14 protein-coding genes and 4 tRNA genes are annotated in these 21492 nt (G+C 45.1%); 6 read left to right on the forward strand and 12 right to left on the reverse strand.

The features are described from left to right. Positions 1-14 precede the first annotated feature (14 nt). The gene (gene gyrA, locus DYB02_RS11540) at positions 15-2651 is read right to left on the reverse strand and encodes a DNA topoisomerase (ATP-hydrolyzing) subunit A (protein ID WP_005494728.1); all 2637 of its coding nucleotides are present in this window, start codon (positions 2649-2651) and stop codon (positions 15-17) included. 309 nt (positions 2652-2960) lie between these two features. On the opposite strand from gyrA, the gene ubiG reads away from it, so the two are divergent. The 4 genes from ubiG to yfaE all read left to right on the forward strand — a co-directional run bounded on the left by ubiG (position 2961) and on the right by yfaE (position 7945). After that, positions 2961-3668 carry a bifunctional 2-polyprenyl-6-hydroxyphenol methylase/3-demethylubiquinol 3-O-methyltransferase UbiG gene (ubiG, locus tag DYB02_RS11545; protein ID WP_025535381.1) on the forward strand — a complete coding sequence of 236 codons (708 nt, stop codon included), beginning with the start codon at positions 2961-2963 and terminating at the stop codon, positions 3666-3668. 501 nt (positions 3669-4169) lie between these two features. Then, positions 4170-6452, forward strand: coding sequence for a class 1a ribonucleoside-diphosphate reductase subunit alpha (gene nrdA / locus DYB02_RS11550; RefSeq protein WP_005457837.1), 2283 nt, complete (start codon positions 4170-4172; stop codon positions 6450-6452). An 81-nt stretch (positions 6453-6533) separates the two neighbouring features. Then, the gene (nrdB, locus tag DYB02_RS11555; RefSeq protein ID WP_005494727.1) at positions 6534-7667 is read left to right on the forward strand and encodes a class Ia ribonucleoside-diphosphate reductase subunit beta; all 1134 of its coding nucleotides are present in this window, start codon (positions 6534-6536) and stop codon (positions 7665-7667) included. Then, complete coding sequence (gene yfaE, locus DYB02_RS11560; RefSeq protein ID WP_005457859.1) at positions 7667-7945, forward strand: class I ribonucleotide reductase maintenance protein YfaE; 279 nt, start codon at positions 7667-7669, stop codon at positions 7943-7945. The genes nrdB and yfaE overlap by 1 nt, the downstream gene beginning before the upstream one ends. A gap of 72 nt (positions 7946-8017) precedes the next feature. Here the strand turns inward: yfaE and DYB02_RS11565 are convergent, their stop codons facing one another. Further along, entirely contained in the window at positions 8018-9250 is a 1233-nt protein-coding gene (locus DYB02_RS11565) for a CinA family nicotinamide mononucleotide deamidase-related protein (protein ID WP_021448871.1), read from the reverse strand. A gap of 197 nt (positions 9251-9447) precedes the next feature. Between DYB02_RS11565 and DYB02_RS11570 the strand changes: the two genes are divergently transcribed. Continuing rightward, positions 9448-10350 carry a DUF3943 domain-containing protein gene (locus tag DYB02_RS11570; protein ID WP_021448933.1) on the forward strand — a complete coding sequence of 301 codons (903 nt, stop codon included), beginning with the start codon at positions 9448-9450 and terminating at the stop codon, positions 10348-10350. A 224-nt stretch (positions 10351-10574) separates the two neighbouring features. Further along, a complete protein-coding gene (locus tag DYB02_RS11575; protein WP_005483182.1) occupies positions 10575-11087 on the forward strand; it encodes a glycine cleavage system transcriptional repressor in 513 nt (170 codons plus the stop codon). A 77-nt stretch (positions 11088-11164) separates the two neighbouring features. Here DYB02_RS11575 and nspC read toward each other — a convergent pair whose 3' ends face one another. The 10 genes from nspC to uvrY all read right to left on the reverse strand — a co-directional run bounded on the left by nspC (position 11165) and on the right by uvrY (position 21288). After that, positions 11165-12298, reverse strand: a complete 1134-nt coding sequence (gene nspC, locus DYB02_RS11580) for a carboxynorspermidine decarboxylase (RefSeq protein WP_029806139.1) — start codon at positions 12296-12298, stop codon at positions 11165-11167. Between the two features lie 199 nt (positions 12299-12497). Beyond that, positions 12498-13748 carry a carboxynorspermidine synthase gene (locus DYB02_RS11585; RefSeq protein ID WP_020838767.1) on the reverse strand — a complete coding sequence of 417 codons (1251 nt, stop codon included), beginning with the start codon at positions 13746-13748 and terminating at the stop codon, positions 12498-12500. An 18-nt stretch (positions 13749-13766) separates the two neighbouring features. Continuing rightward, positions 13767-16643, reverse strand: coding sequence for a pyridoxal phosphate-dependent class III aminotransferase (locus DYB02_RS11590; RefSeq protein ID WP_029806141.1), 2877 nt, complete (start codon positions 16641-16643; stop codon positions 13767-13769). A 736-nt stretch (positions 16644-17379) separates the two neighbouring features. Continuing rightward, positions 17380-17455: transfer RNA gene (locus DYB02_RS11595), tRNA-Gly, on the reverse strand. 10 nt (positions 17456-17465) lie between these two features. Continuing rightward, positions 17466-17552 (reverse strand) — tRNA-Leu (locus DYB02_RS11600). 76 nt (positions 17553-17628) lie between these two features. Next, positions 17629-17704 (reverse strand) — tRNA-Gly (locus tag DYB02_RS11605). A gap of 37 nt (positions 17705-17741) precedes the next feature. Beyond that, a tRNA-Cys gene (locus DYB02_RS11610) sits at positions 17742-17815 on the reverse strand. A gap of 390 nt (positions 17816-18205) precedes the next feature. Then, positions 18206-18763 carry a CDP-diacylglycerol--glycerol-3-phosphate 3-phosphatidyltransferase gene (gene pgsA, locus DYB02_RS11615; protein ID WP_005494716.1) on the reverse strand — a complete coding sequence of 186 codons (558 nt, stop codon included), beginning with the start codon at positions 18761-18763 and terminating at the stop codon, positions 18206-18208. Between the two features lie 46 nt (positions 18764-18809). Beyond that, positions 18810-20642: an excinuclease ABC subunit UvrC gene (gene uvrC / locus DYB02_RS11620; protein ID WP_077345793.1), complete on the reverse strand. Its 1833-nt coding sequence runs from the start codon at positions 20640-20642 to the stop codon at positions 18810-18812. Position 20643: 1 nt separating this feature from the next. Continuing rightward, the gene (gene uvrY / locus DYB02_RS11625; RefSeq protein ID WP_005386783.1) at positions 20644-21288 is read right to left on the reverse strand and encodes a UvrY/SirA/GacA family response regulator transcription factor; all 645 of its coding nucleotides are present in this window, start codon (positions 21286-21288) and stop codon (positions 20644-20646) included. Positions 21289-21492 lie beyond the last annotated feature (204 nt).

Raw genomic sequence — 21492 nt, forward strand, 5'->3', positions numbered from 1 at the left:
GATGAAGGAGAAGATTACTCTTCTTTGCCCTCTTCCGCGTCGTCTGCTGCTGGCGCTTCAGGAGCTTGCTGTTCTGCATTCGCTTCTGTTGTTTCTGCTTCTTCGCCTTCTGGCAATTCCACTTCTTCAACTTCATCGATACGTTGTAGACCAACAACTGACTCATCTTCTGCTGTACGGATCAGCGTTACACCTTGAGTGTTACGGCCTACTTGGCTAACTTCTGCTACACGTGTACGAACCAGAGTACCAGCGTCGGTGATCATCATCATCTCGTCGCCTTCTTCTACTTGCACTGCCCCAACTACTGGGCCATTACGCTCAGAAACCTTGATAGACACAACGCCCTGAGTTGCACGACCTTTCGTTGGGTATTCAGCCAGTTCGGTACGTTTACCGTAACCGTTTTGAGTAACCGTTAGGATGTCGCCTTCGTTAGACGGAACGATTAGTGAAACCACTTGGTCGTCGTCAGCCAGCTTCATACCACGGACACCTGCCGCTGTACGACCCATTGCACGTACTTTGTCCTCGCTAAAGCGAACAACTTTACCTGCTTTAGAGAACAACATGATGTCGCTTGAACCCGTTGTGATATCAACGCCGATTAGAGAATCGTCATCACGTAGGTTCACCGCAATTAGACCGTTTGAACGTACGTTCGCAAACTGGTCTAGAGAAGTCTTCTTAACGGTACCGTCGCCAGTTGCCATGAAGATGAACTTGTCTGCTGAGAACTCATCGACAGGAAGAATTGCAGTAATACGCTCGCCATCTTCTAGTGGAAGGATGTTCACGATCGGTTTACCACGTGCAGTACGGCTCGCCAATGGCAATTGGTAAACTTTCAGACGGTAAGTCTTACCGCGAGTAGAGAAACATAGAATGTTGTCGTGGGTATTCGCCACTAGAAGACGTTCAATGTAGTCTTCATCTTTCATTCGAGTTGCACTCTTACCTTTACCACCACGGCGCTGTGCTTCGTAGTCGCTTAGAATTTGGTACTTAACGTAACCTTCGTGAGATAGAGTTACGACTACGTCTTCACGAGCAATCAGCTCTTCCATGTCGATGTCATGGCTAGCTGCTGTGATTTCAGTACGGCGTGCATCAGCAAATCCGTCACGAACTGCCTCTAGTTCTTCACGGATCACTTCCATCAAACGCTCAGTGCTTGCAAGAATGTGCATTAACTCAGCGATTTCTTCTAGAAGCTCTTTGTATTCAGCAAGAATCTTCTCGTGTTCTAGACCGGTCAATTTATGTAGACGTAGATCTAGAATTGCTTGCGCTTGTTGTTCAGTCAGGAAGTATTGGCCGTCGCGGATACCGTATTGAGGCTCTAGCCATTCTGGGCGAGCCGCATCAGTACCAGCACGCTCAAGCATTGCTGCTACGTTACCTAGATCCCAACCACGAGCAATAAGACCAGCTTTTGCTTCAGCAGGAGTCGGCGCTTTACGAATTAGGTCGATGATTTCATCGATGTTCGCTAGAGCAAGTGCAAGACCTTCAAGAATGTGCGCACGCTCACGAGCTTTACGCAATTCGAAGATAGTACGGCGAGTCACAACTTCACGACGGTGATCCACAAAGCACTTCAACATATCTTTCAGGTTGAATAGCTGTGGCTGACCATTGTTCAGCGCAACCATGTTGATACCGAAAGTCGTTTGTAGCTGAGTTTGAGCGTAAAGGTTGTTAAGAACCACTTCGCCTACTGCATCACGCTTACATTCAATAACGATACGCATACCATCTTTGTCAGATTCGTCACGTAGCGCACTGATGCCTTCAACTTTTTTATCTTTAACAAGTTCAGCAATCTTCTCGATCAGACGAGCTTTGTTCACTTGGTAAGGAATTTCGGTAACGATGATGGTTTCTTTACCGTTTTTCTCTGTTTCGATTTCCGCTTTTGAACGCATGTAGATCTTACCGCGACCTGTTTTGTACGCGTCTACAATGCCTTTACGACCGCTGATAAGCGCCGCAGTTGGGAAATCTGGACCAGGGATGTAATCCATTAGTTCATCAATAGTGATTTCTTCATTATTGATGTATGCAAGACAGCCATCGATCACTTCGCCAAGGTTATGTGGCGGGATGTTGGTTGCCATACCTACCGCGATACCAGAAGCACCGTTGACCAATAGGTTTGGAATTTTGGTTGGAAGAACCGCAGGAATCTGTTCTGTACCATCATAGTTAGGTACGTAGTCTACGGTTTCTTTGTCTAGGTCAGCCAAAAGTTCGTGGGCAATTTTTGCCATACGGACTTCGGTGTAACGCATTGCCGCAGCAGAGTCGCCATCGATTGAGCCAAAGTTACCTTGACCATCGACCAGCATGTAACGAAGTGAGAACGGCTGAGCCATACGTACGATTGTGTCGTACACAGCACTATCACCGTGTGGGTGATATTTACCGATTACGTCGCCGACAACACGGGCTGATTTTTTATATGGTTTGTTCCAATCGTTGCCTAGTACGTTCATCGCGAATAAAACGCGGCGGTGTACTGGTTTTAGGCCATCACGCACATCTGGAAGAGCACGACCCACGATAACTGACATCGCGTAGTCTAGGTATGAACCTCTAAGCTCATCTTCAATGTTTACGGGCGTGATCTCTTTAGCTAAATCGCTCATAGAGCCATTATCCCTCTATTTTCTGATCGTAATTACGATACGTGTAAGGTGCAAAAATATAACACACAATTCATCACTGGGGCATCACTTTCCCGCTCGTTTTATCAGGTTGTGAGCTTCGTTATGAGTTAAATGAAGAGAAATTGCACATTCATCCCATATCTTTCTGAAAACTGACTACATTTCCACCAACTGTCGCCAAAAAAGTCTCCTGTAACGATTGTGAGAAAAGAAGCAGTTTAAACGTATCGTACCATTAGAGTATAATCTCGCCTTCCAAAGGACTATTAGCGAAGCAAAATAACTATCATGACTAAAGCACAAAACGTCGACCCTAGTGAAATTAAGAAATTCGAAGAGATGGCTTCTCGTTGGTGGGATTTAGAAGGCGAGTTCAAACCTCTTCATCAAATTAATCCGCTTCGCTTGAACTATGTCCTAGAAAAAGCCGATGGCCTTTTCGGCAAGAAAGTTCTCGATGTTGGTTGTGGCGGCGGCATCTTAGCAGAAAGCATGGCAAAGGAAGGCGCCACCGTGACTGGTCTAGATATGGGTAAAGAGCCACTAGAAGTTGCTCGCCTACATGCATTGGAGACAGGGACTAAGCTGACCTACATCCAAAGCACCATCGAAGACCACGCTGCGGAAAATGCCGGGACTTACGATGTCGTGACCTGCATGGAAATGCTAGAACACGTGCCAGACCCACTCTCTGTAATTCGCTCATGTGCCGCGTTGGTTAAGCCTGGAGGACATGTGTTCTTCTCGACGTTAAACCGCAACATCAAGTCGTACTTGTTTGCGATTGTAGGCGCAGAAAAACTATTGAAGATTGTGCCAGAAGGCACGCACGATCATGAAAAGTTCATCAAACCTGCTGAAATGATGAAGATGATCGACCAAACAGATTTGACTGAAATGGGCATCACAGGCCTTCATTACAACCCGCTAAATGACAACTATAAGCTAGGTCGTAATGTAGATGTAAACTACATCGTCCACACTAAAAAATACTGAACGGCGTTACATTAAAAATGCCTTCTTGTGATTGACATTTCAGTCATAAAATGAATCAAAAGCGGTAGCACAAAGTTGCCGCTTTTTTTGTCTTTTTATGTATGAAATTCGTGCTCTAGATTCCATTTTAACCAACCCATTTTTCGCAAATAAAAACAGGCAAAGATCAAGGAATTTTTTTTTGAGGGCGGTTATTTATAAACCGATCTTCAAAGCTTAGTTTTCCCCATTCAAGTCAGCCCTTTTCTCATCGGTTAGTGTTCACTTACTGAATTTTTTTATTTTATTACTTATCCACAAGTCATCCCAAATCTGTACCTTGATAAATCAGTGCAATAGCACTATCTTGTAACCCGCAAACAAATGAACCCCTATATGTTGTGTTTAAGCTACAATATATAGATAGACTTTGATCACAAAGCCGCCGCAAGCTTTACAAACTTTGCACATAAACAAACAAAAATACGGCTTTTATCAGTTTTCTTAGGGAAATAAAGCAGAATGAACCAACAACTTACCGTCACTAAGCGTGATGGCCGTAAAGAAAGTATTGATCTGGATAAAATCCATCGCGTTATCACTTGGGCTGCAGAAGGTCTAAATAACGTTTCAGTCTCTCAAGTAGAACTTCGCGCTCACATCCAGTTTTACGACGGTATCACAACGACAGATATCCACGAGACTATCATCAAGTCAGCGGCAGACCTGATCTCTGAAGAGACCCCGGATTACCAATACCTAGCTGCTCGCCTAGCGGTATTCCACCTACGTAAAAAAGCGTACGGCCAATATGAGCCGCCAACGCTGTTTGATCACGTGTCTCGTCTTGTAGATATGGGTAAGTACGACCAACATATCCTTGAAGACTACTCGAAAGCTGAACTGGACGAACTAGATTCTTACATCGACCACAAACGCGACCTTAACTTCTCTTACGCTGCGGTCAAACAGCTTGAAGGCAAGTACTTCGTGCAAAACCGTGTGTCTGGCGAGATCTACGAAAGTGCTCAGTTCCTTTACATTCTAGTGTCGGCTTGCCTGTTCGCTAACTACCCGAAAGAAACACGTCTTGACTACATCAAGCGTTTCTACGATGCGACGTCAACATTTAAAATCTCTCTACCTACACCAATTATGTCTGGTGTACGTACCCCTACTCGTCAGTTCAGCTCATGCGTACTGATTGAGTGTGGTGACAGCCTAGATTCTATCAACGCAACTGCAAGTTCTATTGTTCGTTACGTATCTCAACGTGCTGGTATCGGTATCAACGCGGGTCGCATTCGTGCGCTAGGTTCTGAAATCCGTGGCGGTGAAGCATTCCACACAGGTTGTATCCCGTTCTACAAGTACTTCCAAACAGCCGTAAAATGTTGTTCTCAAGGTGGTGTACGTGGTGGTGCAGCAACGGTGTTCTACCCAATGTGGCACGGCGAAGCACGTTCACTAATGGTGCTAAAGAACAACCGTGGTGTCGAAGAGAACCGCGTTCGTCACATGGATTACGGCGTACAGCTAAACAAACTGATGTACCAGCGTCTGGTTGAGGGTGGCAACATCACTCTATTCTCACCTTCAGACGTACCGGGTCTATACGACGCATTCTTCGAGAACCAAGAAGAATTTGAACGTCTATACGTGAAATACGAGAACGATCCTTCAGTTAAGAAGGAAACGGTAAAAGCCATCGAAATGTTCTCGCTACTCATGCAAGAGCGTGCTTCAACAGGTCGCATCTACATTCAGAACGTAGACCACTGTAACACTCACAGCCCATTCGACTCTGAAGTTGCACCAGTTCGTCAGTCTAACCTATGTCTGGAAATCGCACTTCCAACTAAACCACTGACTAACGTTGAAGATGATTCAGGTGAGATTGCACTATGTACGCTTTCCGCGTTCAACCTTGGCGCAATCAAATCTCTGGATGATTTCGAAGAGCTTTCTGATCTTGTTGTTCGCGCTCTAGATGCACTACTGGATTACCAAGATTACCCACTACCAGCGGCGTACAAGTCAACAATGAACCGTCGTACGCTAGGTGTTGGTGTTATCAACTTCGCTTACTACCTAGCGAAGCATGGAGTGAAATACTCTGACGGCAGCGCAAATGGCCTGACTCACCGCACGTTTGAAGCAATGCAATACTACTTGCTAAAAGCATCGGTAGCGCTAGCAAAAGAACAAGGCAAGTGTCCTTCGTTCCACGAAACAAACTACGCGAAAGGCTTACTGCCAATCGACACTTACAAGAAAGATATCGACCTAATTTGTGATGAAGAGCTGCACTACGATTGGGACAGCCTACGTCAAGAAATCATGGAACACGGTCTTCGTAACTCAACACTGACAGCGCTAATGCCTTCTGAGACCTCTTCTCAGATCTCGAACGCTACAAACGGTATTGAGCCACCACGCGGTTACGTATCTGTAAAAGCATCGAAAGATGGTATCTTGAAGCAAGTTGTTCCTGAGTTCACAGAACTGAAAAACAACTACGAACTGCTTTGGAATATCGGTTCTAACGACGGTTACCTTCACCTTGTGGGCATCATGCAGAAATTCGTTGACCAAGCGATCTCTGCAAACACAAACTACGACCCATCGCGTTACGAGACGGGCAAGGTTCCAATGAAGAAACTTCTTCAAGACCTACTTACAGCGTATAAGTTTGGTGTTAAGACGCTTTACTACCATAACACTCGTGATGGTGCGAAAGACGACCAGAAAGACGCGGTTCAACCACAAGATGACGATTGTGCAGGCGGCGGTTGTAAGATTTAATCTTCCCTACCCTAACAATCCGCAGTAACAGAATATCGAACACCTCCCCTTATGGGGAGGTCTAAAAGGAATTGAGGCATTATGGCTTACAGTACTTTTAACCAGAACAAAAATGACCAACTGAAAGAACCTATGTTCCTTGGTCAATCAGTAAACGTTGCTCGTTACGACCAACAAAAATTCGAAATTTTCGAAAAGCTTATCGAAAAGCAACTGTCTTTCTTCTGGCGTCCAGAAGAAGTTGACGTATCTAGCGATCGTATCGACTACAACAAACTGCCAGACCACGAGAAGCACATCTTCATCTCTAACTTGAAGTACCAAACGCTTCTAGACTCAATCCAAGGTCGTAGCCCAAACGTGGCACTACTTCCACTCGTTTCTCTTCCTGAGCTAGAAACATGGATTGAAACTTGGTCTTTCTCTGAAACGATTCACTCTCGTTCATACACTCATATCATTCGTAACATCGTGAATGATCCAAGTGTTGTATTTGACGACATCGTAGAGAACGAGCACATTCTAAAACGTGCTAAAGACATCGCACACTACTACGATGATCTAATCCAAACGACTAACGACTACCACCGCTACGGTGAGGGTGAGCATGTTATCAACGGTGAAACGGTTAAAATCAGCCTGTACGATCTTAAGAAGAAACTGTACATCTGTCTGATGTCTGTAAACGCGCTAGAAGCAATCCGTTTCTACGTAAGTTTCGCGTGTTCATTCGCTTTCGCAGAGCGTGAGCTAATGGAAGGTAACGCGAAAATCATCAAGCTGATCGCTCGTGATGAAGCGCTTCACTTGAATGGCACGCAGCACATGATCAACCTGCTACGTAACGGTCAAGATGACTTCTCATTCATGCAAATCGCAGAAGAAGCAAAACAAGACTGTTTTGACCTATTCAAAGAAGCGGCAGAGCAAGAGAAGGAATGGGCAGAGTACTTGTTCAAAGACGGTTCAATGATCGGCTTGAACAAAGACATCCTGAGCCAATACGTTGAGTACATCACCAACATCCGTATGCAAGCGGTAGGTCTACCAGCAGCGTACCCAGAAGCAACAACCAACCCAATCCCTTGGATTAACGCTTGGTTGTCTTCAGATAACGTTCAAGTAGCACCTCAAGAAGCGGAAATTTCGTCTTACCTAGTCGGTCAGATTGACAACGAAGTTCGCGCAGACGACTTTGAAGGGTTCGAGCTGTAATGCCAACCATCAAAATCAACAAACTTGTTAGCATTGAATCCAACCCATCCAATACCATTTTGGAGACCATGGAACAGGCGGGCTTACTTCCAGAATACAACTGTCGCGACGGTCACTGCGGTGCATGTCGTTGTAAGTTGGAATCTGGTGAAGTGGAGTATGTTGGTTTTGCCATGGCTTACACGCAAGGTGATGAGATTCTCCCTTGTATCTGTAAAGCCAAATCAAGCGTTTCACTGACTGGTGTGAACTACGCGATGAAAGAAAAGCGCGCATAGTTCCAGACGAAGAAACACGAAAAAGCCAAGGCGATCGCCTTGGCTTTTTGTTATCTGTAGATGGTGAATAGCCTAAAGTGCGCTGTTAGGAATATGCATCTCTTTCACTTTCTCTAAAAACGCATAGTGGGCAAACATAGGTTTTCGCTCTAAGTAACGGCGTAATAAATCCAGCGCTGCGGTGCTGATCACTTTCACTTGGTCGTCACGTTGATACTTTTTCGCTAACTTATAAGACGCGCCCCATTCACCTGATGGTGTAGACAAGGCGACAGAAAATACCCCACCTTCAACCTGTCCGGTCACTAATGCTAAATCGGTAGCGCACTTTTCGCGAGTCGCTCCCGCTAACGCAAATGTTGCAGCCAATGGATCGCCCTCATGGTTTACAGTTTGGTTACGCCCTGCCAGCACCCAACCGTGACCCAATTGCTTTTCTGCATTTTCATCACTGTTTAACCAGTAGGTTAAATATCCAGCACTGCTTTTTTCAGACACAGAAAGTGTGAGATCTTTATCCGCCAGCAGTTGTCCTACATGCTCAACCATCGGAAGGTCGATGCTAACCGTATTGCTTTCGAGGTGCTTGTTGATCAACTGCATCAGCTTCAAACGTTGTTCAAGCTGATCTGCCGGGCCAAACAGCTTCACTTCAATAAAAGGCAGATAAGAGCGATACCCAAGCTCATAGCCTTGTGGCAGTTTTAGCTGATCCAACTTATCCGAGATCCCAGATTCAGAAAGACCAAAAGTGTAGATTCGACTACAGCATGAACCTTTTACATCAGGAAATACTCTTCGAAGATCAGGCAAAATTTGTGTTTCTGCCATCAATTTAAATTCGCTTGGTACACCAGGAGTAAAATAAAAAATCGCGTCATTGATCAGCATTTTAAAGCCACATGCCGTGCCAATAGGATTGTCTAAAATTTCTGCGATTTCAGGTAGCATGGCTTGTTTTAAATTGCTATCAGGCATAGGAATGCCACGCCGAGCATACATGCTCTCCAGTTGCTCTAGCCATTCTTTAAACAATACCAGTTTGCACTCAGCCGCTTTCGCTGCCGCTGCGGCGCTCATGTCGTCGGTCGTTGGCCCCAATCCACCGTTAACAATGACTACGTCATTGTTGAAGCTCAGCATTAAAAACTCTTCGATTAAGCTCGACTGCTTGTCTCCCACAGTGGATCGTTTGGTTAAACCAAACCCATGCTGATAAAACAAACTCGACAGCCACGCCGCGTTAGTATCAACAATATCTCCGTGAAGCACTTCCTCACCAGTACTTAGCATTGCAATTTTCACAACTGACTCCTGAACATAAGCACAATTCTATTTCTATACGGAGCACTTATATCGTTTTCTTTTTATCAGACTAATCGCTTAGTCAATTTGTTGGGATTAAATTAAGGTCAAGTATTTAAATGGGTTTTCTTTTAAGGGATAATTGTGAGCCCGATCATCAAACCATTAACTCGGAGACCTTTGTGTCAAAATCATCCATGTTCAAGAAGACTCTCGCAGGACTCTTACTGACGACGTCGGCCGTTGCTAACGCAAGCCAGTACGATATGAGCCGCCACTCAGAGTTTTCTTACACGCCTGATTGTATGTCAGGTTACTGCGAAACAACCAATCTGTACACCTTCGAATCTCAAAATCGCAGTCTTGCTTTTGAACAGAATAACGATGATTCTTTAAATCTTGACGCAGGCCTTCAGCCTAGACACCTTATCGTTCCTCAAGATAAGGACTGGGATTACCTAATGGGCCAGACGTACACCATTCTTGGCCTGAGTGTGGCTACTGTTGGTTTGATGACGTTTCTTCCTGAAAGCATTACTAAGTGGGATGAAGAAGACCGCGACATGAGTAAGCTGGGTAGCAAATGGAAAGATAACGTTTCTGATGGCCCGGTATGGGACCGTGACGAACACTTCCTAAACTACATCATGCACCCATACTTTGGCGGTGTTTACTACACGGCGGCAAGACATGCAGGTTACAACGAATTTGAATCATTCTTGTACTCTGCCACCATGTCTACTTTCTTCTGGGAATACGGTGTTGAAGCGTTTGCAGAAGTCCCTTCTTGGCAGGACATCTTTATCACGCCATTCTTTGGTGCGGTCGTGGGTGAAATGATGCTAACAGCAGAGCAAGACATCGTAGCAAATGGCGGCGAAGTGTTAGGTTCAGAAACTGCAGGCGACGTTTCTCTCTTCTTCCTAAACCCTGTTGGTCATATCCACCACTGGGTGACTGACGCATGGGGCGGCAGCGCTGAATTGAAATTCAACTCCTCACCTTGGTTCGGCAATCAAGATGTTGCGAAGTTTGCCATGGACGCAGGTGCAAGCTACGACAGTCAGTTTTACGGCGTAGAGCTGAAAGTAACGTTCTAAGCCAACCATATTGAACGACATTAATGAAGAGCAGCCAAACGGCTGCTCTTTTTGTATCTAGTGCACTGTTTTGATTATTTGCTTCGCGAATTAGTGTGAAAAATTGACTTCTATCAAACATAACCCCTTCCTAGGACCTACACTGAAGAAAAGGACTTATTCCAATAACTTAAGCGATGCGTTCCACCGCACTGCGTCCAAACCTTATTCCAGGAGGGGACATCATGAACACTGTGTTTATCGTTAACTTTGTCGGTCAAGCATCACCGGCGACTATCAAACAACTGGCTGCTGTTACTCATGAAAACGGAGGCAAATGGTTAATCAGTAAAGTGAACTTTATTGAAGACCAAGTCGCTGGGGTGATAAAAGTTGAGTTACCTGAAGAAAACGCGGACACGGTGAAAGAAGCGTTTTCAGCCTGCCAGACTCTAGTAGTTAAATTTGTGGATTCAGAGCCTCACTCACACAAAGAAGATACCATTTTCCAACTTCGTCTCGATTCCAATGACCGTGCAGGTATCGTCAATGAAATCACTCACGTTTTGGATGCACAAGGCATCTCTATTTTAGATATGGATTGCCAACGCGTATTTATTGCCGGGGGTGGCGGTGTGAGTTCTAGCTTGTTCAGCGCCAAAATGGCTATCAAGCTGCCAAGCGAATTGGAAATCGAAGATGTGGCGAACGAGTTAGAAGCGCTCAGCGAAGACACCAGAGTGATAATTGAAAGCTAGTCGATTTAGCCTTTTATTCATAGAAAAAGAGCAGCTATAAATAGCTGCTCTTTGTCATTGTAAGCATGAGAAAAACATTACTTCACAGACCACTGTGACAGTGAGCGTTTGAAGTCTGAGTAGTCAAACTCATTCAGTTTTTGAATCTCGCCGCTTGAACGCTCACAGTAAACAGAAGGCATACGTAGACCATTGAACCAGTTTAGTTTCACCATCGTGTAACCAGCGCTGTCTAGAATGTGCAGACGTTGACCAATCTCTAGTGGCTGATCAAAATTCGCCACACAGAACTGATCACCGGCAAGACATGAACACGAACCAATCACGTACTCGTGCTCGCCGTTGTCAGATGCCTCTAGAATGGAAGCTGGTTCATTGTAAATCAGCGTATCAAGACGGTGTGCTTCAGTTGCAGAGTCAACAATTGCTGTCTTCTTCACGTTCTCAACGATATCGACCACAGTAACCACTAAGTCTGTCGTCTTAGTGATGATGGCTTCACCCGGCTCTAGGTACATTTGCACGCCGTGCTTCTCAGAGAATACTTTTAACGCTAGACCTAGCTTCTCAATATCGTAACCCGGCCACGTGAAGAATACGCCGCCACCCATGCTCACCCAATCCAGCTTGTTTAAGTATTCGCCAAACTGCTCTGAAATCGCATCTAATAGGCCGATAAACGCGTCCACATCTTTGTTTTCACAATTCATATGGAACATCACGCCATCAATACCTTCAAATACTTCAGGTTTGATGTGATCAGCTTGTACACCTAAGCGAGAGAATTTGCGCGCAGGGTTTGCGAGGTCTTGACCCGCGTAGCTCACGCCCGGATTTAAACGTAAACCAATCGACGCTTTGCCTTCAACAATGTGGCGGTAAGCTGCAAGTTGAGATTGCGAGTTGAAAATCATTTTGTCACAGATGTCTGCGACTTCACGTACGTCATCTTCGCTGTAACCCACACTGTAGGCGTGCGTTTCGCCACCAAACGTTTCGTATCCAAGTTTTACTTCGAATGGGCCGGAGCTGGTTGTGCCGTCTAAGTACGGCTTGATGATGTCAAACACACCCCAAGTAGAGAAACACTTCAGTGCTAGCACAAGCTTTACACCTGAGATTTCTTTGAGCTGTTTCGCTTTCTCTAGGTTCGCAATCAGCTTGTCTTCATTAATCATGAAGTACGGAGTTTTTAGTTCATTGTGTTGCATGTTAATACCTTGAGTACTTTCGCCTGAACGAAGCCACTATAAAATCGAACAAAGCCGACGCAGTTGCATCGGCTTAGATTTTAATTATTTAACTTTGTTTGTAATTCGCCGAAATTTGCCTCTGTAGCGAGGAGAACGCGTGGAGTTTACGAATGTAAATGAGCACGTTCGACAAAGCCACAGAGGCAAATAACAAGAATTACTTCAAAGCATGGATAACTGGTAGACCTTGAGCCGGTTCCAGCTCCTGAACATGCCAATCTAGACCGATTTCTGGCATTGTTTCTAGGAACGGATCTGGGTCTAGCTGCTCCATGTTGAACACGCCTTTGTCAGCCCACTTGCCACGGAAGAATTGAAGTGCGGCTGTGATCGCTGGTACACCTGTTGTGTAAGAAATCGCTTGATGCTCTACATCTTCGTATGCCACTTCGTGGTCAGCGTTGTTGTAGATGAATACGCTACGCTCTTTACCGTCTTTCTTACCTTGAACCCAAGTACCGATACACGTTAGGCCTGTGTAACCCGGTGCTAAAGATGTTGGATCTGGTAGTAGCGCTTTCAATACATGGAGAGGTTGTACTACTGTGCCATCGTGCAGCGTTAGCGGATCTGGACTTAGTAGGCCGATGTCGCGCATTACGTTGAAGTAGTTAAGGTAACGATCACCGAAGCCCATCCAGAACTCAATACGCTTCGCAGGGATGAACTCTTTCATTGAACGCACTTCGTCGTGCGCCATTGAGTACACTTTGTGTGAGCCACAGTTCGGGAATTCGAACTCAAGCATACGTGAGTGACAAGGTACTTGCTTCCACTCGCCATTTTCCCAGTAGAAAGAGTCACCTTGGATCTCTAGCATATTGGTTTCTGGGTCAAAGTTCGTCGCAAACTTCTTACCGTGATCACCCGCGTTTACATCCATCACGTCGATTGTGTCGATCTCGTCGAACAGGTGTTTTACTGCGTATGCTGCAAACACAGAAACTACGCCTGGATCGAAACCAGCGCCTAAGATGCCAGTGATGCCCGCTTCTTCGAACTTCTCACGGTAGCCCCATTGCCAATCGTAAGCTTCAGGGACTTGCTGACCTTCTGAACATAGGTCAACCGCTACTGATGTATCTAGATATGAAACTTTTGCTCGGTAACACGCTTCCATGATTGGCATGTTTACCCAAGGAGGACCCGCGTTGATAACTAGATCCGGCTTCACTTCTTCAATCAAAGCAACAAGAGAATCTACGTCGTCAGCATTTACTGCACGAGCTTCTAGTTTCTTAGTTGAATCTTTCAGATTGTTTTTCTTCTGAATCGATTCGATGATTTTCTCACACTTACCTACGGTACGTGATGCGATTGTGATATCACCCAGAACGTCGTTGTTTTGTGCTGCTTTGTGTGCAACTACCCAGCCAACGCCGCCTGCACCAATCTGTAGAATTGCCATAGTTTTCCGTTACCTTTGTTAAACTAGCTCAACTGCTAGCATATTGATTTTAGAGAGCAAAGATTCAAAGTCCGAAGTCGTTAGACACGGGTTCAAAATCGTAAATTTAAGCGCGGTTTTACCGTCGACAATGGTTTCACCCAATACCGCGATACCGCGAGTCAACGCTTCTAAACGTAGCGCTTTGTTCAGTTCATCAAGATCTGCTGTTTCGTGTGTTGCACGGAACAATACCGTCGACAGTGAAGGCTCAGCTAGTAGTTCAAACTGATCGTTTGTACGGATCATGTCAGCCACTTCAAGCGTTTGAGCGAGTAGATGATCGTACATGTCACCCAGTGCCTTCGGACCCACGTTTTGCATGGTCATAAAGACTTTCAATGCATCGAAACGTTTGGTTGTCGCGATGGATTTATCGACCAAGTTTGGTAGCTCATCGTGCTCACGATTCAAGTAATCTGCGTGATGAAGCAAGAACTTAAAGTTCGACTTGTCGTTCACCAAAAGTGCGCCACAGCTGATTGTTTGGTAGAACAATTTGTGGAAATCGACACTGATAGAGTGAGCGCGCTCAACGCCTTTCAGGCGAGACTTATGACTGCTAAGGATCAGCGCACCACCGTAAGCACCATCCACATGCATCCACATGTCGTGCTTGACTGCCATGTCGGCGATGAAGTCTAGGTCATCAATTGCACCGTGATCCGTCGTACCCGCAGTACCAACAATCGCAAATGGAATTAACCCTTCAGCTTTCGCTTGCGCAATCACTTCATCTAGCTTCGTGATATCCATGGTGCCATCAGCGTTTGCATCCACAGTCATCACCGCTTTCTCACCAAGCCCCATCCAAGATGCAGACTTTTGAACTGTGAAGTGTGATTTCTTAGAACATACGATGCGAAGTTTGTCAGCGTAGTCAGGCAGACCTAACTTCTGGATTGAGTGGCCACTGAGCTTATCTGCGATCCAATCACGTGCCAGCATCAAACCCATTTGGTTACTTTGAGTGCCACCGCTAGTGAAAATACCATCGGCTTTTTCGCCTAAGTCGTACTTGCCGCACAGCCAGTTGACCACTTTTTGCTCAACGTAAGTTGCAGAAGATGCTTGGTCCCATGAATCCATTGATTGGTTCAGTGCTGCAATCATCGCCTCTGCTGCAACAGCCGGCATTAAAGGAGGCGTATGCAAATGCGCGATACAATCAGGGTGTTGAGTGAAGATAGCGTTCTTAGCCACCAGCTCTGCCGCATCATCGATTACGGATTTAAGTGGCGCATTTTTGTTGTCTAGGTCAACCGCGTTGATCGCATCTTCTAACGCTTTAGGATCCATACCTGAGTATGGTGCGTTAACTTGTTCAAACACTGACTTCATTGCAGAAGTTGTGTGATTCATTACTGATGCAAACTCAGCACTGCCTAGTTCACCGGTATGGATGAAGTGCTTTTTCCACTCTTCTTGTGGTGCAGCTTCAACGTGGCTACCGCCTGCGGCGATGATCGCTTCTTCAAGCACACGTAATGCGAAGTCAATCTGTTCGAATGAAATGATAAGTGGTGGAAGGAAGCGAATAACAGAACCTTCGCGGCCGCCTTTCTCAACCATCAAACCACGCTCAAGCGCAGCACGTTGAATCGCTAGGGTCAACTGACCGTCCGCAAGAGGTTCACCAAACTTGTTAAGCTCGCCGTTAGGATTCTTGATTTCAACGCCTAGCATCAAGCCTTTGCCACGAACTTCAGCAATACAGTTAACACGTTTTTGGATGCTTTCGAGACCAAAACGTAGGTATTGGCCCGCAACGTTCGCATGCTCAACAAGGTTGTCACGTTGGATAATTTCAAGCGCTTTAGCACCTGAAACCATTGCAAGTTGGTTACCACGGAATGTGCCCGTGTGCTCGCCTGGCTTCCACGTATCGTGTTGCTTATTGATCACAAGCAGTGACATTGGCAAGCCGCCGCCAATCGCTTTAGAAAGACACAATACATCAGGCACGATACCCGCTTCTTCGAAAGCGAAGTTGTAACCAGATTTACCCACACCACACTGAATTTCATCAAAAATCAGTAGGATACCGTGCTCATCACAAATACGACGTAGTTCGCGCAACCAGAATGCTGGAGCAGGAATTACACCGCCCTCACCTTGAACTGGCTCTACGATGATCGCAGCAGGCTTCATGATACCCGCTTCATCATCGTTCAATAAACGCTCGACATAACGAATACTTGCTTTCGCACCTTCGTCACCGCCAAGACCAAATGGACAGCGTAGGTTGTATGGGAAAGGCATAAAGTGCACATCTGACATTAAGCCAGTACGACGCGCTTTTGTTCCTAAATTACCCATCATGCCCATCGTACCGTTTGTCATACCGTGGTATGCACCACGGAAAGCAAACATGGTATTACGACCTGTCGTTTGTTTCGCTAGCTTGATCGCAGCTTCAACCGCATCAGCACCCGATGGTCCACAGAACTGAATAACACAGTTATCGCCCAGCTCTTGAGGAAGAAAAGACTTAACAGACTTAATAAAGTGAGTTTTAGCAGAAGTGGCAATATCAAGAGTTTGATAAGGCAGACCAGAGTCTAACTGCTCTTTTAACGCTTGGTTAATTTCAGGATGGTTGTAACCCAACGCTAAAGTACCAGCACCAGCTAGACAATCTAGGAAGACTTGACCACGAGTATCTTCTACCAAACAGCCATATGCTTGCTTTATCGCAATCGGTAGACGACGTGGATAAGAACGAACCTCAGATTCATGCTCCGCCTGTTCTAATAGAACTTGATCCGGCGTTAAGTCATACGTTCCCTCAACAAAAGGAACCTGAGAAGAAAAAATGTTTGCGATAGTGTTATCGACTTCAAAGGCAGTGCTCATACTACTTAATCCCTTGAATTGTAATAATTCTCGAACCTGTATTTATTTTCGTTTGAATTTAATTACAGGAGATATAGGTAAACCTCCGCATTTGTCGCTACGTAAAAGACAAATACAGATAGTCAGTCACAACATCGGTGACTTTTATTTGTGCTGGGAATTAATCAAGGTTCCGTAATGCAACCGTTTTGTAAAACAGGACATTTCGGCAGTATGAAGCTGATTAGTGTGTGTTTATTCAAAGGTTTCAATGTTGGGTTTCCCATTAACATGCTGCATTTACAGCATTAGTATCCCGTCTATCGACAAATGGCTTTACCGATACCTACCCTACGTAGTGTCACAATCAGCTTGAATGGTCACTACGCGTATCCCCCAGAGAACTAGCGTCATAAATTACGCTCCGAGATTGCGCGCGAATTTATCACAAAATAAAATCTTCTGGCAACGACTTTTCACAATTCATAAGTTGACAGCGATCACAACAAAACCATTCTTATTCTGATCTCAATAACTTACCTGATAGAGGTGAATTTATCTTGTTCTGTCGATATGCATCTAACGAAGTCATCAATAGTACTGGTTGAATAGTGTGGATGTGCATTTAAAAGAATTGGTTTCCCAGATAGCCTAGAATTTGCATTTATTTGTTTGGCGAGAGTTGGACTTATTTGTTGAAGTTGTTGAGAAACAACGAATACGAAAAAGCCCAGCTAAAAAGCTGGGCTTATCAATCTGGAGCGACACACGAGGTTCGAACTCGTGACCTCAACCTTGGCAAGGTTGCGCTCTACCAACTGAGCTAGTGTCGCAGATTTAAGATGGTGCCCCGGGCCGGACTTGAACCGGCACAACGCGAACGTCGAGGGATTTTAAATCCCTTGTGTCTACCAATTCCACCACCAGGGCACACAAATATTCTTTGTGATGCCTTTACAGAAAAGTAAAACACCATCTGATACCGCATAACGCCATATCTATAATTTGGAGCGACACACGAGGTTCGAACTCGTGACCTCAACCTTGGCAAGGTTGCGCTCTACCAACTGAGCTAGTGTCGCATTTATTCTCGAAAGTAATTCACTCTCAAAATAATAATGGAGGCGCCTCCCGGAGTCGAACCGAGGTCCACGGATTTGCAATCCGCTGCATAGCCACTCTGCCAAGGCGCCTCATTTGTGAAGTAAGCATCGCTTTTTTCACCACCCTTTCAAGCCGTGCTCTCTCGGGTACGGGATGCATTCTACGGATTCGAGCGATCGAGTCAACACTATTTTTATTTTTTTAAATCGTTTGACCAGATTTTGTGCGAAAGACTGTGGATTGATTAGTTTTGATACGAAAACATGACCAATTACACTTGTTTATCTTGAGTTTATGGCTACTCAGCACCCGCTGCTAGGGTAGGTTCTCGACATTTCAAGTAGAGATAATTGGACAATTACAAATCTAACAAACACCGACTGAACAAAAAACAAGATTAAGATCACATTTCTATTTTTAGAAAGTCATTCGAAACGCACAAAAAAAGCAGGCATAGCGACCTGCTTTCTTAATCTCGTTTAGTGATGTTCTTCGTTCAGCAAATCATCTTTTGCTGCTGCAAGATACTGAACCATCGACCAATATGTTAGGAATGTAGCGACGTACAGAGCGGCAAAGCCTAGCCAAACCATCCATTCGTCATAGCGCCAAATCAGAACCCATAATGCAAACATCTGAGAAACTGTTTTTACTTTACCAACCCAGGATACAGCGACACTTGCGCGTTTACCGATTTCAGCCATCCATTCACGCAATGCAGAGATGATAATCTCTCGCGCAATCATGGTTACAGCAGGGATAGTTACCCAAATGGTGTGGTAGTGCTCTGTAATCAAAATCAACGCTGTCGCAACCAGTACTTTATCAGCGACTGGATCGATAAACGCACCAAACCTTGAAGTTTGGCCAAGTTTACGAGCTAGCATGCCATCTAACCAGTCGGTAAAACCTGCAACCCAGAACACCATTGCTGCCGCAAAGGGAGCCCAAGAATAAGGCAGATAGAAGACAACCACGAATACAGGGATTAAGAACAGTCTAAGAAGGGACAGAATGTTCGGGATATTCAAACGCATTTTATTATTCTCTTACACATTGCGTGTTTATGTTGCTGGATTTTCCTTATTGTTTCAATGCTTGGAAAATAATTTCTGCTAAAGAGTGACTAATTCCCGGTACTTTGGCGATTTCTTCAACACTTGCACGCTTAAGTTCCTGCAATCCACCCATGTATTTCAATAAAGCTTGGCGTCGTTTTGGCCCAACACCTTCAATCCCCTCCAACGAGCTTGTACGTCGAGTTTTACCACGTTTCGCTCTGTGACCCGCAATCGCATGATTATGACTCTCATCGCGAATATGTTGAATCAAGTGTAAGGCTGGAGCATCACTTGGTAAGTTGAACTCTTCGCCATCAACCGTAATTAAGGTTTCAAGGCCAGGTTTACGTGTTACACCTTTGGCAATACCAATCATGATTGGTCGCTTAGGCCAATCTCCCCAATACTGGGCGATGATTTCATGCGCACGATTTAACTGACCTTTACCACCATCAATAAAGATGATGTCAGGGATTTTTTCTACGTCCAACTGCTTTGAGTAGCGCCGCTCTAACGCCTGCCCCATCGCTGCATAATCATCGCCACCCGTGATTCCAGTAATGTTATAGCGTCGGTATTCTTGCTTTACAGGACCTTCGTTGTTGAAGACCACACATGATGCGATAGTGCTCTCGCCCATCGTATGGGAAATATCAAAACACTCCATCCTCATAATAGACTCCATTCCCAGCGTCTCGCGAAGTGCTTTGAAACGTTGGTTGATCGTCATCTTATGGTTGATTTTTGTCGTGATGGCAGTAAGTGCATTGGTATTAGACAGCTTAAGATATCTCCCTCTCGCACCAGTCGGAGAAGTATGAAAATGAACCTTACGTCCTGCGACTTCACTCAGTGCTTTTTGAATGGGTTCGAGATCGTCGGCCAACTCTTGGTTCAGTATTATTCGAGATGGGATTGTTCGCGCCTCATTGTGGCTCAGGTAGTACTGAGTCAAAAAGCTATCGAATACCTCTTGTTGGCTCGTGTTTTGAGGAATCTTAGGGAAATGACTGCGACTGCCTAACACTTTACCCTGACGAATCATCAATATGTGGATGCAAGCAATGCCGTTCTCTTGCGCAAAACCCAGCACATCCATATCGTCCATGCTGTCTTCCGATACATATTGCTGTTCTTGGACTCGTCTTATCGCTTGTATCTGATCACGAAACTTTGCCGCGTCTTCAAACCGAAGTTGCTGACTAGCAACCTCCATTTTCTCTATCAACTGCTTCAGTACTTGCTGATCTTTACCTTGCAGAAATAGACGAACAAAACCCACCAGCTCAGCATACTCTTCATCTGAGATAATCGAGCTAACACACGGGCCAGCGCAGCGACCAATTTGATACATCAAGCAAGGGCGCGTTCGATTGGAGTAAACCGTATCTTCACACTGTCTAACAGGAAATATTTTTTGCAGCAAGTGCAGCGTTTCTCGTACCGCCCCTGAGTCAGGGTAAGGACCAAAATACTCGCCTTTACGCTTCTTGGCCCCACGGTGCATCGACAATCTCGGATGTTTATGACCGCTAATGAATATATAAGGGTACGATTTATCATCACGCAGAAGCACGTTGTATTTCGGTAAATACTGCTTGATGTAATTGTGTTCAAGAATCAGCGCTTCTGTCTCGGTATGCGTCACCGTGACATCTATTTTGGCAATATTGCTCACCAAAGCGCGTGTTTTTTCACTGTCGACTTTTTTGCGAAAGTAACTAGAAAGGCGTTTTTGAAGATCTTTGGCTTTACCGACGTAAATAACAACAGCATCGGCGTTGTACATGCGGTACACGCCGGGCTGATGAGTTACTGTCTTGAGAAAGGAAGCCGAATCGAAAGGAGGATTCACACTAAAGGGTCTCGGTGTCCAGCATTCCGTGGCGAATCGCTAAGTGTGTTAACTCGACGTCACCATTAATGTCCAGCTTGCTAAACAGTCGATAGCGGTAGCTGTTGACTGTCTTTGGACTTAAGTTAAGTTGCTCAGAAATATCCGTTACTTTCTGACCTTTCGTGATCATAAGCATGATTTGCAGTTCACGTTCGGACAAATCTTTAAATGGGTTTTCAGAGGCTGGTGAGAACTGGCTCAATGCCATTTGCTGCGCTATCTCTGGGGAGATGTAACGCTGCCCACTATTGACCACACGAATTGCATTTACCATTTCATCCGGCCCTGCACCTTTGGTTAAATAACCAGAAGCACCAGCCTGCATCACTTTGGTTGGAAACGGATTTTCCGTATGAACGGTTAGTACGATGATTTTCACATCTGGATTCACGCGAAGAATTTTCTTGGTGGCTTCCAAGCCGCCAATCCCAGGCATGTTCATGTCCATTAAAACGACGTCAGCATGATTACTGCGACACCATTTCACTGCATCTTCACCGCTGTCAGCTTCTCCTGCTACGTTCATTCCACGGACGTCTTCAATAATACGTCGTATCCCTGTGCGAACCAGCTCGTGATCATCTACAAGGAAAACATTAATCAAACTTGTATCTCCACACTTTTTATTGGCTCTGCACCCACATAACTTTACTAAATGTGGATATCAGTATGACTGCCTATATACTAACGTATTTGGCAAAAAATTGCTTTCTATGAATATGTGCTGAAACGCAAACTTTAGCAAGAACTTATTCATAAACCACTCTATTATTTCAGAGCGTGATGTGCAGAGCCGAAATCTAGGAAA

The sequence above is a fragment of the Vibrio parahaemolyticus genome, from assembly GCF_900460535.1.
GTDB lineage: Bacteria > Pseudomonadota > Gammaproteobacteria > Enterobacterales > Vibrionaceae > Vibrio > Vibrio parahaemolyticus.

Excerpts from the sequence above, each read along its gene's own strand:
- gyrA (WP_005494728.1), bottom strand. The coding sequence starts at position 2,651 with ATGAGCGATTTAGCTAAAGAGATCACGCCCGTAAACATTGAAGATGAG.
- ubiG (WP_025535381.1), top strand. The coding sequence starts at position 2,961 with ATGACTAAAGCACAAAACGTCGACCCTAGTGAAATTAAGAAATTCGAA.
- nrdA (WP_005457837.1), top strand. The coding sequence starts at position 4,170 with ATGAACCAACAACTTACCGTCACTAAGCGTGATGGCCGTAAAGAAAGT.
- nrdB (WP_005494727.1), top strand. The coding sequence starts at position 6,534 with ATGGCTTACAGTACTTTTAACCAGAACAAAAATGACCAACTGAAAGAA.
- yfaE (WP_005457859.1), top strand. The coding sequence starts at position 7,667 with ATGCCAACCATCAAAATCAACAAACTTGTTAGCATTGAATCCAACCCA.
- DYB02_RS11570 (WP_021448933.1), top strand. The coding sequence starts at position 9,448 with ATGTTCAAGAAGACTCTCGCAGGACTCTTACTGACGACGTCGGCCGTT.
- DYB02_RS11575 (WP_005483182.1), top strand. The coding sequence starts at position 10,575 with ATGAACACTGTGTTTATCGTTAACTTTGTCGGTCAAGCATCACCGGCG.
- nspC (WP_029806139.1), bottom strand. The coding sequence starts at position 12,298 with ATGCAACACAATGAACTAAAAACTCCGTACTTCATGATTAATGAAGAC.
- DYB02_RS11585 (WP_020838767.1), bottom strand. The coding sequence starts at position 13,748 with ATGGCAATTCTACAGATTGGTGCAGGCGGCGTTGGCTGGGTAGTTGCA.
- DYB02_RS11590 (WP_029806141.1), bottom strand. The coding sequence starts at position 16,643 with ATGAGCACTGCCTTTGAAGTCGATAACACTATCGCAAACATTTTTTCT.
- pgsA (WP_005494716.1), bottom strand. The coding sequence starts at position 18,763 with ATGCGTTTGAATATCCCGAACATTCTGTCCCTTCTTAGACTGTTCTTA.